Source organism: Neobacillus niacini NBRC 15566 (assembly GCF_001591505.1).
Classification (GTDB): Bacteria; Bacillota; Bacilli; order Bacillales; family Cytobacillaceae; genus Neobacillus; species Neobacillus niacini.
Genome location: NZ_BCVA01000009.1, coordinates 70,678 through 87,008, shown reverse-complemented (window position 1 = coordinate 87,008; position 16,331 = coordinate 70,678). Strand labels below are relative to the sequence as shown.

Sequence of the window (16,331 nt, the reverse complement as noted above, 5' to 3'; positions counted from 1 at the left end):
CCTCTTGATTACGGATTCCCTTTTTTAAACATGGCTAATTATGAGGCAAGCTCTTTTCTCTTAAATACGAACACACTAAACAATAGAAAAATGAGAATGATTACCAGCGCTACTAAACTTGCAGGGAGGGTATCATCAGGAAGTTCCCCTGCCGTAAGCAAGGCGCCTGCATAACTAGTTAACTGCGAAGGGCTCCATTCTAGTAAGTGAGAAAGTGCACCGCTGAGGATACTTACTGCCAGCGCGAGTGCTAATGAGATAAATCCTGCCACTCCAGGCGATAAAAGAGCTGAACTAAAGAACACTGTAACCGTTACTATTAATGTCAGCCATAATCCATATAAAACGAACGATTGAAAAAATTCCCCAATCGGTACCCAATCAAATAACTGCCCCGTATAATACCAAGTTGATAAGTAACCAATAAATAAAGAAATCCACACTAGCAAAAGACTACCCGCCCATTTAGAGGTAACATAAGATAGATAAGAAACCGGCTTTACAAGGATCATCGCAGCTACTCCACTCTTCCTTTCACCTGCAATGATACCCATTGTGCCAAGGACAATGACTAACACCCCGATTGTCGAATATTGACTTAGACCCGAAGCTAATACAGCCCCTGCTGTTGGTGTTGGTATTTCAAAAACTGCTCCTTCAGGCAGACCGCCCACCGATTTAATAATTTGTGGTAAATAATAACTCGTTAATGGCTCTTTTACACCTAATAAAATAAAGGTAATTGGAACCCAAATCCATTTAAAATTTCTCCACATCTCTATAATCTCTTTTTGAAAAAGTGTCATCCATTGGCTCATTTCCCCACCACCTTCATAAATACATCTTCAAGGGTCATACTGCTTATTTCAAATTTATCCAATTGCCAGTCTTTATTGGAGATTAATTTCAAAAACTCCTTCCTTGCCGTCTCTACATCGGTAACAAACACACTAATTCGATTTCCGTCTATCAGAATAGATTTTGTTAAATGATTGTTCCTAAAAGTACTTTCCATTTCCTCTGTTTTCTTACGGAAGATTAAGTCTATCTTTGCCTGCTGGTGCCGTTCACGCAACTCAACCATTGTTCCGGATTCCACAATTTCTCCATTATGTAAAAATAGGATCTCATCGCAAACCTCCTCAGCATCATTCAAAATATGCGTGGAGAACAGAATGGTGGTCTCCTTTTTTAATCCTTCGAGCAGCTCTAAAACCTCTCTTCTGCCAAATGGATCTAATGCAGACACAGGCTCATCTAACATGACAAGCTGTGGACGGTGAATAATCGCCTGTGCAATACCGAGCCTTTGCTTCATCCCGCCAGAGTATTTTCCTACCCTCCTATTCTTTGCGTCACTGATTCCAACCTGCTCTAGAAGCTCTAAGGAACGTTCCTTTGCCTCTTTGCTTGTTAAGCCAGCAAGCTTGCCGACGTATTGAAGAAATTCGAATCCTGACATCCAGTCATAAAAAACAGGAAACTGAGGCAGGTAGCCAATTAAGTGGCGGATATCTCCATCCTTTTTAGCATCGCTAAAAGAAATAGATCCTGCAGTGGGTTTCATTAATCCTGATAGCATCCGGAGTGTCGTTGTTTTCCCTGCTCCATTGGGACCCAATAGGGCAATACACTTGCCCTTTTCAAGTACAAAATCCAGTCCCTTAATCACTTCATTTCCTTGAAAACTCTTCTTTAAGCCTTTAATTTGGATGAGAGACATTAATCATTTCTCCTTCCAATCACAAAATATAGAATAGGGCCAATAATATTTACAAAAATAATGATAAATACCCAAAGCAGTTTAGGGCCATTCGTTTTTTCGATTCGAGATAAATCCACTAGTGATACGATTAGTAAGATAAGTTGAATGATAAAGAGCGGTGCGATTAATCCCCAGTTCATACCTTCTAATAATTCCATGCCAGTTCCCCCTTGTTAAAGCTTTATATATTGATATGACGTTTGAACTATAAAAACGTTCAAAACCCAGCAAAAATTTTTTTTGCTGGGTTAGTTGGCCTATATTTGATTTTTTTGGCTGTGTTAAATTGGCCTGTTGATTTGTGTTCCACTAAAGAATGCTTCTTGGAATAATCATCGCAGGGACAGGCCGTCTTTGCCTGTCCGAGGCACTTCGCTTTCCGCAGGCGTTGCGGTGAGCCTCCTTGGCGCTAGCGCCTGTGGGGTCTCACTTGCTCCGTACTCCTGCAGGACATTGAAGGGCTTCCTTGAATTTGCCCACGCACGAAGAAAATGCGATAGCATTTTCGAGGAGTCTTCGTGCCTTCCACACAAATTAACAGGGTGCAAAATCAAAAGTTAGCTTTAACACAGCCATTATTTTATAACTCTAAAGATTAGTGGGAATCGATATTCATTTCCTTCATATGCCTTGACTGCTGCAATGATTGTAAATACTAGGGCCATGATTCCTAATATCCATAATAAGAAAATGCCTACGATTAAGAAAATTAATATTCCGCTTATTACGGAATAAACCGTGTATGAAATGAAAAAATTAAAATATTCTCTTCCATGATAATTGATAAATGATGACTCATCCTTTTTTAATAACCAAATAACAAGAGGACCTATAATCGGAAAAAATAGACTAACAACATAGAGAATTGCCGCAAGCATTTTTTCTTCACTTTTTATCATTTATGATTCCCCCAACGGAAAATTTTTTCTATCTTTCCCTAATATTTACGTTGCCATTACGAAAAGGTTTCATAATTTTTTCAAAAATCATTATTTTCCACTATCCACTCATTCTTCCAGTTGATAAAATGGTAAAAATAATATTATCAACGTGCAGAAAGGTTTAATGATCATGAAAATTCTTTTAAAAAATGCAACCCTTTATCCAGTTACATCTGAACCACTAAAAAATGGTGATGTTCTCATAGAAAATGGAAAAATCATAAAGGTTGGAAAAAATCTTCAAACTGATTTAACCGTTAAAATCATTGATTGTCATCAACTCTATCTTTTACCAGGCTTTATTGATGTGCATACCCATCTAGGGCTATACGATGAAGGAACTGGCTGGGCTGGTAATGATGCAAACGAGACAGCAGAAGCAATGACTCCTCATATTAGAGCCATTGATGGTGTTTATCCTCTAGATCCTGCTTTTTCCGATGCCATCAAAAGTGGAATCACCACTGCACATGTCATGCCTGGAAGTGCAAATGTGATAGGTGGTACTACATCTGTAATCAAAACAACCGGGAAGAATGTAAAAAAAATGGTTGTCCAGGAAATTGCAGGTCTTAAGCTTGCCTTAGGAGAAAATCCAAAAAGAATTCATAGTCAGGGGAATAATGACTCAATAACACGAATGGGAATTATGGGAATGCTCCGGGAAGCGTTCTATAAAGCAATCCATACAGATAATCCAGATAATCTAAGAGTAGCTCCCCTAGTTATGGCCTTAAAAAGGGAAATTCCCGTTAGAATTCATGCTCATCGGGCTGATGATATTATTACTGCCTTACGCCTAGCTGAGGAATTTAACCTGGATCTAAGAATTGAGCATTGTACAGAAGGGCACTTAATTGCCAGCGAGTTAGCTGGGATGAACTTAAAGGTTTCAGTCGGTCCGACCTTAACCAGGAGATCAAAAATCGAACTAAAAAATAAGACCTGGAAAACTTATCAAGAACTCACAAATAACGGTGTCGAAGTATCGATAACAACCGATCACCCCTATACACCTATTCAGTATTTGAATATATGTGCGGGGATTGCCGTTCGAGAAGGATTATCAGAACAAAAAGCATTAGAAGGAATCACCATTTTACCTGCGAGGAACCTAAGGTTAGACCAACAATTAGGAAGCATTGAAGAGGGAAAAGAGGCTGATTTAGTGCTGTGGAGTCACCATCCTTTTCATTATTTAGCAAAACCAAAATGGACGATGATTGGCGGTGAAATCGTTTTCTCAGAACAGTAGAAATTTGTTGAAATTTGCCAATAAATAAACACGAAAAAACAACAAAAAACCTATTTATTTTTTTTATTTTTTCTAGTATGATACTCTAAGTGAAACCGAAAAAGGCCTAAAAATCTGGGGGGTAAATCACATTATTTTTCATCAACAAAAAAAATGATATAGGGAAGGCAAATGGTGCGCCACCAGTAATACCTGGTTCTAGTGGGTTCGATTCCCACCCCGAAATTTTTTAGTTTATCTGAATAAAAAATTTCGTGGGTGGGCCGCTTCTTTAGACATGGGATCGGATTGCCCAAATGGAGGGAAATTCAATGCTTAAGAAACGAGATCTTCATGACAGCCATGTATTATTTGAACTTATGTCGCATCCAGATGTCTTTCCTTTTGTGCGTCAAAAATGTTCTTCTTATGAGGAATTCATCTTTATGACGAAACAAACGCTCGAAGCTGAAGAGCGCGGAGAGTGTATTTCGCGGACCATTCTTGATGAATGGGGTGCCCCTATTGGAACCATTAATCTTTTTGATATTGAAGATAATGCAGGATTTTTAGGCACATGGCTTGGAAAGCCATATCATGGCAAAGGTTATAATGCCCCTGCAAAGGATGCCTTTTTTCAAGAGGTTTTTTATACATTAGGAATAGAAACAATCTTTATGAGGATTCGTAAGGTAAATATCAGGTCTATTAAGGCTGCAGAAAAACTCCCTTATGTTGTTAAGGCAAATGAAACTAGAAAATCACTTTACGACCAGTTGAATGCAGATGGCGAAGTGTATGACTTATATGAAATACCTAAAGACCAATACTCCTTCTACCTCATGCGTAATAATGGTCCAGTACAAGAAGAACCATCACATTTATTAGAAGCATAAAGAGCAACCGGCTTTGGCCGATTGCTTTTTTTGTTATTAAGAAAATTTTATTAATCCGTTATATTTTGTTCCGTACCGGAATTTACTTCGCTAAAACCCATATGGAGCAAAAATTCTTCTAGTTCCTCGTTCGTTAATGTTTCAAAACGACCATCATGAAAGAATACTTGAGTTTGATTTGGATTAATACGGTTCATGTTAAAACTCATTTTATTTGCTCCTTTCATAGATGTGTTACATCTATTATCCACAAAAGGAACATAATTCATTCCAAAAAATAGAATAGTTCAAAAAATCGTAAAAGGAAAATTATTTTGACTGATTTTTTTGAGAACAGACTTTTCCGAGCACATCCTTACCTCCAGTGACAGGAATAATACTTCCAGTTATAAAATCGGACTTTTCGTCAACGAGAAAGGAAATGACACGCGAAATGTCTTCGCCTGTTCCATGTCTTCCTACTGGCACTCTTTCGCTAAATGTCGCTTCTTGGATACTCTTTTCCTTCCAGTGAGAAATGATATCCCCAGGGCAAACCATATTAGCGGTAATACCATTTGCTGCTTCTTCCATAGCAATCGTTCTTGTTAGTGAGGCAAGCCCTGTTTTTGCCGCAGCGAAAGCAGAACGGTAAATCCACCCAGGACTCGTTTCTACTCTATCAAAACCCATTGTGATGATTCTTCCCCATCGCCGCTCTCTCATATTAGGAATAATGGCTTTCGATAAATAAAAAACTGCATTTAAATTCCCATTGATTATATAATTCCATTCATCAAAAGAGTATTCCGATATTTTTTTTCTTTCATGGACATAGGGCCCTGCATTATGGATGACAATATCAAGGGAGTTGAACTCATTTATAACTTTTTCAACCATTTGTGTACAATCTAATTGATTTGCCACATCACCTTGAATACAAATAATTTTATTCCCGAATTTTTCTTCCATTTCCTTTGATAATAGTATGGCTTCTTCATGACTATTTCGATAGTTTATAGCTAGCTGATACCCCTGTTCGGCTAGCTGGCAGACAGTTTTTTTCCCTAAACCAGTAACTGCTCCCGTAATTAATGCCGTTTTTTTCTTCATGAGTCATTACCTCACAATAATGTTTTCTTAACTATATGCTTGGAAGGCTTGACTATATTTTAAAATTTCTGGTTATTTATAACGCCAGCAATCCTTGCTGCATAGAATAAGGTATGACTGCCTAGTGAGAGTTTGCTGAAAGGTGTGGAGTTTATGTTCCCGTTTAACTTTTTTCCTTTTAATAAAGATATGAAGAATAAGCTTCAGCATATGAAATCGGATGAAATCGACCAATTTATTAAAGGCATTTTGGGAAATGTAATGTCCTCTCAATCCGGAAGTGCCATGAATCCCCAGGATTTCGTCAATCATTTTCGTCCTCAACCCTCTCAGCAGGTAAATTCACAGAACTCTACAGCTTTTGAAACGCATGATTCTGTTTTTGTAAGAATACCGATTAAGGATGAATCACTCCTGAAGGATTTGCGGATTTATCATACTGCGAACCAGTTGACGGTCGAAAATATACCAGAGCTAGACCAAAAACATTCCATCACGCTACCTGCTGCCGTAAAAAGGAAAGGGTCCTCTGCAAAATTTAAAGATGGCATACTTGAAATCAAATTAATTAAATCTCATGACATCCACTATTCTCAAATCGATGTGACAGAAATCTAAAAAAGGAAAAGACAGCAACAAATCCTCAACTGTCTTTTCCTTTTTTACTCTAGCTTTAGCGCCTGGCTCATCTGTGTGAAAGCACTTCCTGCTTTTGTTCTTAATGACCTTCCATCTTCATTGAATCCTTCGATTCACTTGGATCTTCCGGTTCACTTGCAGTTCCAACGACGAATTCCTTTTTAGGCATGTTATGCATGTCTCTTGCGGTTACGTGAGAAATAATATAATAGGTTCCTTCTTGCTGAAATGATTTTTCTAAACGATAGATCCCATTCTCCGTATGCTCCACTTTGATTTTCTCATGCTTTTCATCATGGGCACGCCAAATTTCAAAGGTCACCTCATCGGCATCTTCAACATTTTCGTCTCCTTGGGTTACCTTTGCCTCAAAAACAATCGGTTCGTTGACATTTCCTTTTTCCGGGTTAATCGTTAACTCTACCTCTACAAACTCTGGTAATTCATCGGCTTTTTTGTCTTTATTATTGCATGCACTGATGCTTAATACAGATACGATAATAAGCATGAAAAATAAGTACTTTCTCATCTTTATCCCTCCTTTAGTAATTGCTCCATAACACCATTATGGAATAGTATAAGTGCTACCTTTGCTTCATTTGAGATGGTTGACTGAGTGATTCTTTTAATAGCAGAATAATATTTTTCAAATTTATTTTTACGAATTCTGGGATGAGAATTTTCATCCAGCAGTTCTCTAGAGACTGCTTCCTTAAGTGTGTCTTCACTGCTTCTATCACTCGCAGTAAGCAAACGATTATTCCAAATCTTTCGATATTCAGCTAATAATTCATCAAAATTGAAATCTGCAATCATCAAAATTAGCCACCTCCACATATCCCCAATTGCATTGTTACATACTTTCCAATATTATTGCAAAAAATAAATAACAATAATCTTGTGAAAGGAGATAAGCAATGTCAACACCTTATAAATGTCCCAATTGTAAAACCAATCGAAGCCGTTTTAATATTATCCAACAAGTTTCTCAATCTGTAAAACTAGACCCTCAATCGGGTGAGGTCCTAAGAGAATACAGCGAAAATGATTTAGAACCCTACCATCTGCCTTACAACGGACCAGACTATCGAATTCAATGTGCCTCCTGCGGCTTAATTGAGGACGAAAGGACGTTCATTAAATTTGGCCAGCAGGCTTAACATGTATGAAAAAACACCTTTACAAAGGTGTTTTTTCAATTCTTCAAATGATTTTCTTTTAAAAACGAGTCAGAATCTATTTTCCAGCCTTCCATCGTTGAAAAACGTATTAAATGAATTTCTCCTCGATAGTGCTGACGTCCTTTATTTTTTATAAACCAGTCAATCTCCACTGGTACATCCATACTTATTTCCTGTTTTAAATCTTCGGCAGGTAATATCGGCATCCTTGTGATTCGAACATTTTCAATTTTTCCTAATACAGGCTTCCAATTAAATTTTTGAACGCTGATTAACTTAGAAATAAACAAATCCTGCTGTTTTAAACCGGCAATATATGCTTCAACCGTCTCATATGGTGATGCCATACTCAAATACTCCTCTAACTTACCAGAAGCCTTAAAAATCATCAACATATGTGAAAGGTCCATCGCATTTGTTCGATGGGTAGTACTTCCGTAGAAGTGGATACAAAAATGCCCCGGAAAATTATTTTTTAGAGCTCCTGCGCCATGCGGCATCCCATGCATAGATCCAGCAATCCATTGGTCTTTACTGATCACGATAATTGCCCTCCGCTTCCAGCTCCATTTCCCTCCATAAATTTTTTTCATTATTTTCGTATCCTTCGGGGTCAAAGGCTGTACATCAGCATGATGACTTCCAGCACGTCTTTGGACATTAAACTTTTTCCCAGTCTCCATATCTAGAACGGTAAACTTTGAATACTTTGGCAAAACCTTATTGACTTCTTCCCATGGCAGCATTTCAATTTTATAACTAATATTAGTGGATGCATGAATCGCTTGACCATTTAGGAGGAAAAGAATAACGATCATGATAACTGTTTTCTTTTTCATCTAATCCCCCTTTACATGTAAAATAACTACATTAAAAGAGTTACCTGAAGAAGAAATGTTCATTCATTTTCTTTTTGGTTTTTGAATTCCTTTTCAAGTTTTTTAAGCTTTTCTTCTATCTTTGACCATTCGATATTTTCACCGATAAAAACTAAATTTAAGCGTAAGTTCATTTCTTCTTTCATGTAAAAAGGCATGCCATATGAGTATTGGAAAAGATATGGTTTTGATAATGGATCAAATTTCATATAGCCTTTGATCCGATAAATTTCAGCTGGTAAATCCTTCAAAAATTGTTCGAAACCATTATGACTAATCGGACCTTTAAATTGATAAACAAACGTAGTTAAATTGAGGGCTTTTATAGTAAATGCTGCATCCGTTTTGTTATCAAAAGAAATAGTCAGTTTTCTCAATTCATCCATTGAAACCTGCGAAAAATTGGTTAATAAACAACGTGCGGCTGAATTGATCCCTTGAATTTCAAAAATAATTTTTGCCTGCTCAGATTCTGACAGTTCATCCATTTTATTTATGAGGATAAAATCTGCGTGTCTGACCTGCTCGATAAGTAACTGTTGGAGCTGTGGACTTAATGCTTTTCTATCCCTCCATCTTAATCCGTCTACAGTCGTAACAATTCCTTTAATTGTAAATTGCTCTGCAAATAATGGTGAAAGAATGGCGTCTAGAACTTCAACAGGGTGTGCTGCACCAGTAGTTTCGATATAAATGACTTCTGGCTTTTCATTTACTAATAATCCCTGCAGCTGCGCTTCAAGCTTGTCCTGAATGGAACAGCAGATACAGCCCCCTAATAGTTCTTTCAGCGCCACATCCTCTTCACGAGCAACTTCCGAATCAATTGAGACCTTTCCTAGCTCATTCATCATTACAGCCGTTTTTCTGCCAACGAGTCGCTCATTCTCGAGTAATCGCTTTAAAAGAGTCGTTTTTCCGCTTCCTAAAAAGCCTGATAATATATAAACTTCTGTATTGTTCATAATGCTAACCTCTTTTTCATTTAATATTCCTTTTATTATATATGAAATTGGGCTAACAACTAGATAGAAGTGGATTATAATAATAGTAAAAAGAATATTCAGAAAGGACTATCTCTCATGATCTATGAGTATGTCTATCCAAAAAGTCTCCTGCATTTCGTTAGAAACCCTTCACATGAAACGTTAAAGGACCTTCTCCTCTACAATACAGGGGAGACAGATTTTCTAGATTTTAAAACAAAATGGACAGAATTTTCTAAGATGGCAAAACATACACTGGCAATTGCAAATTCGGGGGGCGGCTGCATTATAGTTGGTGTCAGTCAAAATGATGAGGGGGCTATTTCTTTAACTGGGCTTAATGAAGATGATTTTTTAGACAAAGCAGATATTGACAATAAACTTTCTAACTTACTACCCAAATACTTAAAATATCGGACAGAAGATTTTCATTATAGTAAGGACCAACCAGATTTGAGTAATAAACGGTTTCAGGTACTCATAATTGAATATGATCCAAAATACGTTCCCTATACTTCTGTTGTTCAACGAAATGAGCTTCGTTACGGCGCCATATATGTCCGACAAGGAACAAAATCACTCGAGGCAACCAATGACAAACTCGTGGAAATCATCCTTCGCAAGGTGCAGTCAGGAGGTTCTGGAGTGAATGAATATACCCTCAAAGAACATCTTGACCAGTTAAAGGAATTATACGAAGAGATTTCTTCACAAAAAGATAATGAGTATAGGCAATTTATTGCAGAATTAATCGAACGTAAAAAGGAAAGAATCCGTCAATTATTAGATGTTCTTCCTGAAAACTAAATTTTCTCAACAAAAAAGGCCTGAACCATATGGTCCAGACCTCTTCCTTATTTCATTTCCTCTTTTAGAACTTCAATTGCCTTTTGAAGCTGAGTATCATTTGTTTCAATCATTTCTCTCAGTTTTTCCATTAATTTAATAGTGGAATCCCCTTTTAATACTCCATTAACAGGTAAATTATTAGCGGTTTGGAAACTGCTTACAGCTTCTTGCGTCTTCTCATCAAAGAAACCATCAACGCGACCTGGGTCAAACCCTATTGCTTTAAGCATCTTCTGTGCTGTTTCGACTTCTGAGGAAGAACTAGATAACTTCAGCTCTTTATCCGGATTTATAATTGGTAATGATGCGTAATCCGGAAGCGGAACTTCGAAGTCAGGCTTAATACCTTTTTTATGAATCCAATTACCATTTGGCGTCAGCCATTTAGCAGTTGTAAATTTAATATTTGATTTATCAGAGAAATCCTTGGCTGTTTGAACGGTTCCTTTCCCAAAGGAAGTTTCACCAATAAGCTTTACTCCAGCAGATTCACTTACAGCCCCAGCAAGAATTTCAGACGCACTGGCACTGCCTTTGTCAATTAATACGACTAATGGGAAGTCAGGATTTCCATCGTTTTGTGAAGGGTACTCCTCTATTTTTCCATTACGATCTTCTACTTTTAATATCAATTTTCCTTTTGGTACAAACATACTTGAAATACTAATGGCCTCATCTAGTAATCCGCCCGGGTTTTGGCGTAAATCTAAGACTAACCCTTTCATGCCTTCCTTCTGAAGTTCATTTAACTTTGCAGCAAGGTCTTTGGATGTATTAGTAGAGAAACTGGTTACGTGAACCTTAGCAATACCATCGCCAACCATTTCCCCATAAACTGTTTCAATTGGAATATCATCACGAATAATCGGAACTTTTACCGGGGCATCCGTTCCTGGCCGTTGGATAGTCAACTCAACCTTAGTGCCCTTTTTACCACGGATAATGGTTACTGCTTCTGTCGAGGTCATTCCCTGCAGACTTTTTCCATCTACTGCCATAATGATATCATTCGGTTTCAATCCTGCTTTTTCTGCAGGTGATCCTTTGATAGGTGAAACTATGGTAATATGTCCGTCTTTCTCTTGGATTTCTGCACCAATACCTTGAAAAGATGAATTGATAGAGCTATGGAAGTTTTCTGCTTCCTCCACGCTCATATAGTCTGTATATGGATCATCTAAGGCCTTTACCATACCATCAATTGCCCCATTGATTAGTTTCTTTTGGTCAAGCTCCTGAAAATATCCGCTCTTTAATGTATCGTAGGCTTCGTAAAGTTTATCAAATTCTGATCTTTCGGTACCTACAGTTATAACTTTTTCTTCTCCAAATGATAGAGCAAATGTAGTAATTCCTGTAGATAATAATACAAGGAAAAACAAAATCAATATAAAATGAAATTTCTTAATGTGCATATATCCGGATTTTTTATCTGTTACTTGTTCTTGTTCAAGATGTTCTTGTTCAAAATTTTGTTCATCCAAAACCCTCACCACTTTCATTGTCAAAAAATAATATGTAAAACTAGCCCTTAAAGATTAGAATAACATCTTTTACTAAAAAATAAAAAAGAAATGTTACTCCTATAAAAAACCGGCACATCCTGCCTTAGACGTGCCGTACTGTATCTTTACATTTTCTTTACTTCGTTAAAATACTCCTCTAACGTCCAATTATGTTCGTACATAATTGTTGCTGCCTTTATTCCTACATAGCGAAAATGCCAGGGTTCATACATATAGTTGGTTATGTCCATTTTTTCTTTCGGATATCTTAAAATAAATCCAAAGCGATGAGCGTTTTCCTTGAGCCATCTTCCTTCTGTTGTGTTAGCGAAAGCTTCATTTAAGTATAATTTATTGGATTTGCTGGATATATCCATCGCCAGCCCTGATTGGTGCTCACTCGCGCCTGGATTAGCTACTGCCTCAGCAGCTTTTTCTATCCCAACTCTATTTACTTCAGCTTCAAACAACGATTGTTGCCTGCTATAGGAACGGTATCCCGATATCGCATAAAGCTCAATTCCGTTATTCTTTGCATTAGAAAACATCTTCTCTAAAGCAGCTGCTGCTTCTTTTCTCATTAAACTTTTTTCTATTTCCACATTGCCAAATGAAAATTCCACATTTGGTCTCACCAAATCTTGTGGTATATAATCTTCAGGCAGGTAAAATTCTTTGTTTACCAGCGCCAAGACATTGGTAGAATTTTGAATTACATTTTTGCCGTCTACCTCTTTTATTTCATTGAAAAATATCGATTCTAAACTTAGTGGATCATTTATAGGCGCATTATCATTTGACTGCTGATTCTTTCCAGATTCATCTGCAGTAAAAGGAAGCTTATTTAGAAGGGAATTGATTTGACTGCAGCCGCTAATTAGTATAGTTGAGATACCTATCGTTAATAAAATTTTCCAACCCATATTTTCACCTATCTATCTTTCTTTGTCCTTTTTGCACTATATCTATTTTTCCCAAAAAGGTCAATAAGAAAACCCCTTTCAAGTAGCGAAAGAGGTCATTTTTCCTATTCCTTTGTTGCTGCTTCTAAAGCAACTTCAATCATATCATTAAATGTTAATTGTCTCTCTTCAGCAGTGGTTTCTTCACCGGTTAAAATATGGTCACTTACAGTTAGAACGGATAATGCTCTGCGGTTAAATTTAGCCGCCAACGTATATAATGCTGTAGTTTCCATTTCAATAGCAAGAATCTGATATTTAGCCCATTTTTCAAGTTCAGCATTGTCATTATAAAAAGAGTCTGCTGTGAAAATGTTCCCTACTTTTAGATTTAAACCTTTTTCCATTCCTGCATCATAGGCCTTTTTAAGCAAATCAAAGTTAGCACATGGAGCAAAGTCGACCCCTCCAAAGGTCAAGCGATTCATGTTTGAATCAGTTGAACTTGTCATGGCTAAAATAACGTCGCGAACTTTTACATCCTTTTGGATGGCACCACAAGTCCCGACACGAATTAAATTTTGAACATTATAGCTATTCATTAATTCATTGACATAAATGGAAATAGACGGAACTCCCATTCCTGTTCCTTGTACAGAAATTCTTTTTCCCTTATACGTACCAGTAAAACCAAACATATTTCTAACTTCGTTATAGCATTTCGCATCCTCTAAAAAGGTTTCCGCAATATATTTAGCCCTCAGTGGGTCTCCGGGCAATAATACCGTTTCTGCAATTTCATTTTCCTTCGCACCAATATGTACACTCATGTTAATATCCTCCATTCATTTAAGTGAAGTGATTACCTCACACTTGTCAATATATCATAACCATTTTCGATTGAAAAACCTTTGATTGAAATGGTCATGATTTTTTTTATTTGTGGGAAGCTATTTTTAGATTATCCAAAGGAGGTATCTTACATTATGGGAAAAAAACATAGAGCACAAACAAATCGAGCAAAGAAAAATAATCACATTCCACCCGAGGCAATCATAGCAGAACATGAAGCACACGCAAAAGAAAATAGTGCTGCTGGGGGAAGAAAGAGTAGAGGTTAAAACACAAACAAAACCTAAGGAATTACTCCTTAGGTTTTGTTATCTTATATGAATTCGATTTACGGGCATCCAGCCGCCTGGCTTTAATTGGTAATAATGCTGTCCGCCACGACCCTCATCAATTAATATGATATCTCCAGTGGAAAGAAATCTTCCTTGATAATTTGTCGGTATTCGATCGGTAACATTAAAGAGACTAAATGTTTCCTGTAAGCAACTTTCATGGTTACCCGCACGAATGAAGGTACGGTAAACTTGTTTATACCCTTTATATTCTCTGTACTTTGGAGTTTGAAAGATTGTCACATCATATTGAATAATAGCTCTTTTGGTTATCGCCTTGATCATCTTATCCCCTCCAATCATTAAAATAATTGTCATTACTTTAATAATTAGAGATGAACATGGCAAAATCCTCCATAGAAATTCGTCTTTTTTTGTCGACGATTAGGAATATCTCTGAATAACGCTTTGGATTTGCTGTTGAAGATTAGGAATATCTGCAGAAGTTACCGTTAATCTTACATTGGTTTCATCCAAACCAGCTGCTTCTGCAAATAATCCGCCCAACCCTCGAGCACGACGATCAACCTGTAATAGTAATTCAAGTGCACCATTTCCAGCTGGCCGCAGCACTACCTCAAGCTCATCTAATCTTCCACGGAAAGGTCCAGAGGTCGGAACATATTCAAATTCTTGCACAAAAGGCAGACGGCCCCGTAATTTGTATGATGCCTCTTCACAATCCGCCTCACGCAAACGGAAACCAAGACTATCAACTGCATTAAAGATTGCGGTCATTAATTGATTAGGCACAACTTGAATATAGTCTTTATCACCAGGATCCACTGCATTTTTAATATCTAAACCTGTGGTAACCCAAATTTTTGACCTTCCAATTGACAGCGGCGTATCAAGTGGAAGCTGGAAGGAAAAAGGTATTTCCTTTCTCTCATTTTTTCCAATTGTAAAAGGACTGGTAATTCGGAAACGATCAATAGTAGCTGTCACATTATACTTTTTATCATCTGATTCTTTCAAATAGGTAGTATTTAATGATAAATAGATATCATCTACTTGCTGGTCTACCTTTCCACCTTTAATTTCTACTACACCGTTAACGGTCTCTCCAGGCATATACCTATCCCTCTCAAGCTTTGTGTCAACCGTAGCAGACCCAATTCCTACACTAGCAAATACTTTGTCAAAAAAAGACATTCTCATTTCCTCCTTATTTCCCAATTATTTTTTTTATATCTGCCTTTACTTGCCGGCAGTCCTCATAGAATTCTTCTATTTGTAAGAGCCTGCTTATGATGTGCTTTGCTTGATTTGATATCTCCAATTCTTCTTCCCAACTGCTTTCTTTCATTTTCTTAGGAAAGGAATAGTTAGAATAAAGTAAAAACAGCAAAAAATGACCAAGACCATAAAGATCACTTTGAGGATTTATTTCTTTACGCAAATTTCTTTTTATTTTTCTGTGCTTACCCACACCTTGATCATATTTCCTTGCAAGGCCTAAATCGATAAGCACGATCTCAGAACCAGTTGCAATTACATTGGGGATCCGAATATCCCGGTGAACAAGCCGCTGTTCATGTAAATAGTTTATAAGCTCTAGTACATCATTGGCGATATTAAATGCCTCTAGTTCAGAATACTTATGACCTTCTTGAAAGATTAATTGTTCAAAATTCTTTCCTTCAATATATTCCATCGTATAAAAAGGAATATTTTTGTGTAGGCCATCTTCGAAATACTTCGGAAATCCAGGATGATTAATTGAATGGAGCAGCTTTTTTTCGATTTCAAATGAGTTTCTTCCTGACTGCGTCACTCTTTTATGGATTCGTAACGCTTTTAGCACTTTCTTTTGTTGTGACAATCGATCATATACTAAGTAACTATTTCCGTAACTTCCCACACCTAGATGGTTTATAACTTGGTAGCGGTGAGCAATGGTTTCATTATGCTGAAATCGGCTTTCCATTATGTTAGCGGCAAATAAAGTTATTCGTTTAAGCATATAAGTATCTAACTGCTAAAAAAGCTCGAAAAGAAACTGCCGCTCTTATGTTTCTTTTTATAGTGTTTATGGCCTAAATGTTTATGTTTATTGTGGTTCATTTTTTTCCAAGCATTACTTGAATGTGAATATTTTGGATGATGAGATTTACTTCCTAGAATTGACTTTAGAATCTTTTTTAGCAACATCATTCCTCCTCAACCTCGTTGTATGTAATACGCTAAAGAAATAGGAAAGTTTCACCCAATAAAGAAAAAAGTTTAGAAATTTTCCGCAAACAAAAAGCGAGCAGGTTCCAATGCTCGTCTTTCGT

The 16,331-nt window shown here is 37.1% G+C and carries 22 protein-coding genes; 6 read left to right on the top strand and 16 right to left on the bottom strand.

All coding sequences use genetic code 11. From position 1 onward, the window contains the following. Positions 1-38: 38 nt before the first annotated feature. The 4 genes from BANA01_RS10220 to BANA01_RS10205 all read right to left on the bottom strand — a co-directional run bounded on the left by BANA01_RS10220 (position 39) and on the right by BANA01_RS10205 (position 2,664). Entirely contained in the window at positions 39-818 is a 780-nt protein-coding gene (locus BANA01_RS10220; protein ID WP_063253039.1) for an ABC transporter permease, read from the bottom strand. Next, positions 815-1,723: an ABC transporter ATP-binding protein gene (locus tag BANA01_RS10215; protein WP_063253038.1), complete on the bottom strand. Its 909-nt coding sequence runs from the start codon at positions 1,721-1,723 to the stop codon at positions 815-817. Before BANA01_RS10215 ends, BANA01_RS10220 begins: the two co-directional genes overlap by 4 nt. Next, entirely contained in the window at positions 1,723-1,923 is a 201-nt protein-coding gene (locus BANA01_RS10210) for a PLDc N-terminal domain-containing protein (RefSeq protein WP_063253037.1), read from the bottom strand. The genes BANA01_RS10215 and BANA01_RS10210 overlap by 1 nt, the downstream gene beginning before the upstream one ends. A gap of 417 nt (positions 1,924-2,340) precedes the next feature. Next, positions 2,341-2,664, bottom strand: coding sequence for a DUF4870 domain-containing protein (locus BANA01_RS10205; RefSeq protein ID WP_063253036.1), 324 nt, complete (start codon positions 2,662-2,664; stop codon positions 2,341-2,343). A gap of 169 nt (positions 2,665-2,833) precedes the next feature. Between BANA01_RS10205 and BANA01_RS10200 the strand changes: the two genes are divergently transcribed. Beyond that, on the top strand, positions 2,834-3,961 hold the full coding sequence (locus BANA01_RS10200; RefSeq protein ID WP_063253093.1) for an amidohydrolase: 1,128 nt from the start codon (positions 2,834-2,836) through the stop codon (positions 3,959-3,961). Between the two features lie 311 nt (positions 3,962-4,272). Next, positions 4,273-4,836 carry a GNAT family N-acetyltransferase gene (locus BANA01_RS10195; RefSeq protein ID WP_063253035.1) on the top strand — a complete coding sequence of 188 codons (564 nt, stop codon included), beginning with the start codon at positions 4,273-4,275 and terminating at the stop codon, positions 4,834-4,836. A gap of 50 nt (positions 4,837-4,886) precedes the next feature. On the opposite strand, the gene BANA01_RS29885 is transcribed toward BANA01_RS10195, so the two are convergent. Further along, positions 4,887-5,045: a hypothetical protein gene (locus BANA01_RS29885; protein ID WP_169803678.1), complete on the bottom strand. Its 159-nt coding sequence runs from the start codon at positions 5,043-5,045 to the stop codon at positions 4,887-4,889. A 100-nt stretch (positions 5,046-5,145) separates the two neighbouring features. Continuing rightward, positions 5,146-5,928, bottom strand: a complete 783-nt coding sequence (locus BANA01_RS10190) for an SDR family oxidoreductase (protein ID WP_063253034.1) — start codon at positions 5,926-5,928, stop codon at positions 5,146-5,148. A gap of 132 nt (positions 5,929-6,060) precedes the next feature. On the opposite strand from BANA01_RS10190, the gene BANA01_RS10185 reads away from it, so the two are divergent. Then, entirely contained in the window at positions 6,061-6,546 is a 486-nt protein-coding gene (locus BANA01_RS10185) for an Hsp20/alpha crystallin family protein (RefSeq protein WP_235847101.1), read from the top strand. Between the two features lie 100 nt (positions 6,547-6,646). Here the strand turns inward: BANA01_RS10185 and BANA01_RS10180 are convergent, their stop codons facing one another. Further along, positions 6,647-7,096 carry a FixH family protein gene (locus tag BANA01_RS10180; RefSeq protein WP_063253032.1) on the bottom strand — a complete coding sequence of 150 codons (450 nt, stop codon included), beginning with the start codon at positions 7,094-7,096 and terminating at the stop codon, positions 6,647-6,649. Positions 7,097-7,098: 2 nt separating this feature from the next. Then, the gene (locus BANA01_RS10175; RefSeq protein WP_063253031.1) at positions 7,099-7,383 is read right to left on the bottom strand and encodes a hypothetical protein; all 285 of its coding nucleotides are present in this window, start codon (positions 7,381-7,383) and stop codon (positions 7,099-7,101) included. Between the two features lie 101 nt (positions 7,384-7,484). Between BANA01_RS10175 and BANA01_RS10170 the strand changes: the two genes are divergently transcribed. Then, on the top strand, positions 7,485-7,727 hold the full coding sequence (locus BANA01_RS10170) for a hypothetical protein (protein WP_063253030.1): 243 nt from the start codon (positions 7,485-7,487) through the stop codon (positions 7,725-7,727). A 35-nt stretch (positions 7,728-7,762) separates the two neighbouring features. On the opposite strand, the gene BANA01_RS10165 is transcribed toward BANA01_RS10170, so the two are convergent. Beyond that, positions 7,763-8,587, bottom strand: a complete 825-nt coding sequence (locus BANA01_RS10165) for a hypothetical protein (protein WP_063253029.1) — start codon at positions 8,585-8,587, stop codon at positions 7,763-7,765. 59 nt (positions 8,588-8,646) lie between these two features. Further along, positions 8,647-9,591 carry a CobW family GTP-binding protein gene (locus BANA01_RS10160; protein ID WP_063253028.1) on the bottom strand — a complete coding sequence of 315 codons (945 nt, stop codon included), beginning with the start codon at positions 9,589-9,591 and terminating at the stop codon, positions 8,647-8,649. Between the two features lie 117 nt (positions 9,592-9,708). Between BANA01_RS10160 and BANA01_RS10155 the strand changes: the two genes are divergently transcribed. Next, positions 9,709-10,419: an AlbA family DNA-binding domain-containing protein gene (locus tag BANA01_RS10155; protein ID WP_063253027.1), complete on the top strand. Its 711-nt coding sequence runs from the start codon at positions 9,709-9,711 to the stop codon at positions 10,417-10,419. Between the two features lie 47 nt (positions 10,420-10,466). On the opposite strand, the gene BANA01_RS10150 is transcribed toward BANA01_RS10155, so the two are convergent. The 3 genes from BANA01_RS10150 to deoD all read right to left on the bottom strand — a co-directional run bounded on the left by BANA01_RS10150 (position 10,467) and on the right by deoD (position 13,698). After that, complete coding sequence (locus BANA01_RS10150; protein ID WP_063253026.1) at positions 10,467-11,963, bottom strand: lmo1851 family serine protease; 1,497 nt, start codon at positions 11,961-11,963, stop codon at positions 10,467-10,469. Between the two features lie 128 nt (positions 11,964-12,091). Then, positions 12,092-12,889, bottom strand: coding sequence for a M15 family metallopeptidase (locus tag BANA01_RS10145; protein WP_063253025.1), 798 nt, complete (start codon positions 12,887-12,889; stop codon positions 12,092-12,094). Positions 12,890-12,993: 104 nt separating this feature from the next. Further along, positions 12,994-13,698 (bottom strand): purine-nucleoside phosphorylase, encoded by a 705-nt coding sequence (deoD, locus tag BANA01_RS10140; protein ID WP_063253024.1) that lies wholly within the window; start codon positions 13,696-13,698, stop codon positions 12,994-12,996. A gap of 156 nt (positions 13,699-13,854) precedes the next feature. Between deoD and BANA01_RS30555 the strand changes: the two genes are divergently transcribed. Then, positions 13,855-13,989, top strand: a complete 135-nt coding sequence (locus tag BANA01_RS30555; RefSeq protein ID WP_268875068.1) for a hypothetical protein — start codon at positions 13,855-13,857, stop codon at positions 13,987-13,989. Between the two features lie 39 nt (positions 13,990-14,028). Here the strand turns inward: BANA01_RS30555 and BANA01_RS10135 are convergent, their stop codons facing one another. The 3 genes from BANA01_RS10135 to BANA01_RS10125 all read right to left on the bottom strand — a co-directional run bounded on the left by BANA01_RS10135 (position 14,029) and on the right by BANA01_RS10125 (position 16,018). Further along, on the bottom strand, positions 14,029-14,337 hold the full coding sequence (locus BANA01_RS10135) for a YodL domain-containing protein (protein WP_063253092.1): 309 nt from the start codon (positions 14,335-14,337) through the stop codon (positions 14,029-14,031). A gap of 99 nt (positions 14,338-14,436) precedes the next feature. Then, positions 14,437-15,207 carry a sporulation protein gene (locus BANA01_RS10130; protein ID WP_063253023.1) on the bottom strand — a complete coding sequence of 257 codons (771 nt, stop codon included), beginning with the start codon at positions 15,205-15,207 and terminating at the stop codon, positions 14,437-14,439. Positions 15,208-15,220: 13 nt separating this feature from the next. Beyond that, complete coding sequence (locus tag BANA01_RS10125; protein ID WP_082799466.1) at positions 15,221-16,018, bottom strand: serine/threonine protein kinase; 798 nt, start codon at positions 16,016-16,018, stop codon at positions 15,221-15,223. Positions 16,019-16,331: the final 313 nt, after the last annotated feature.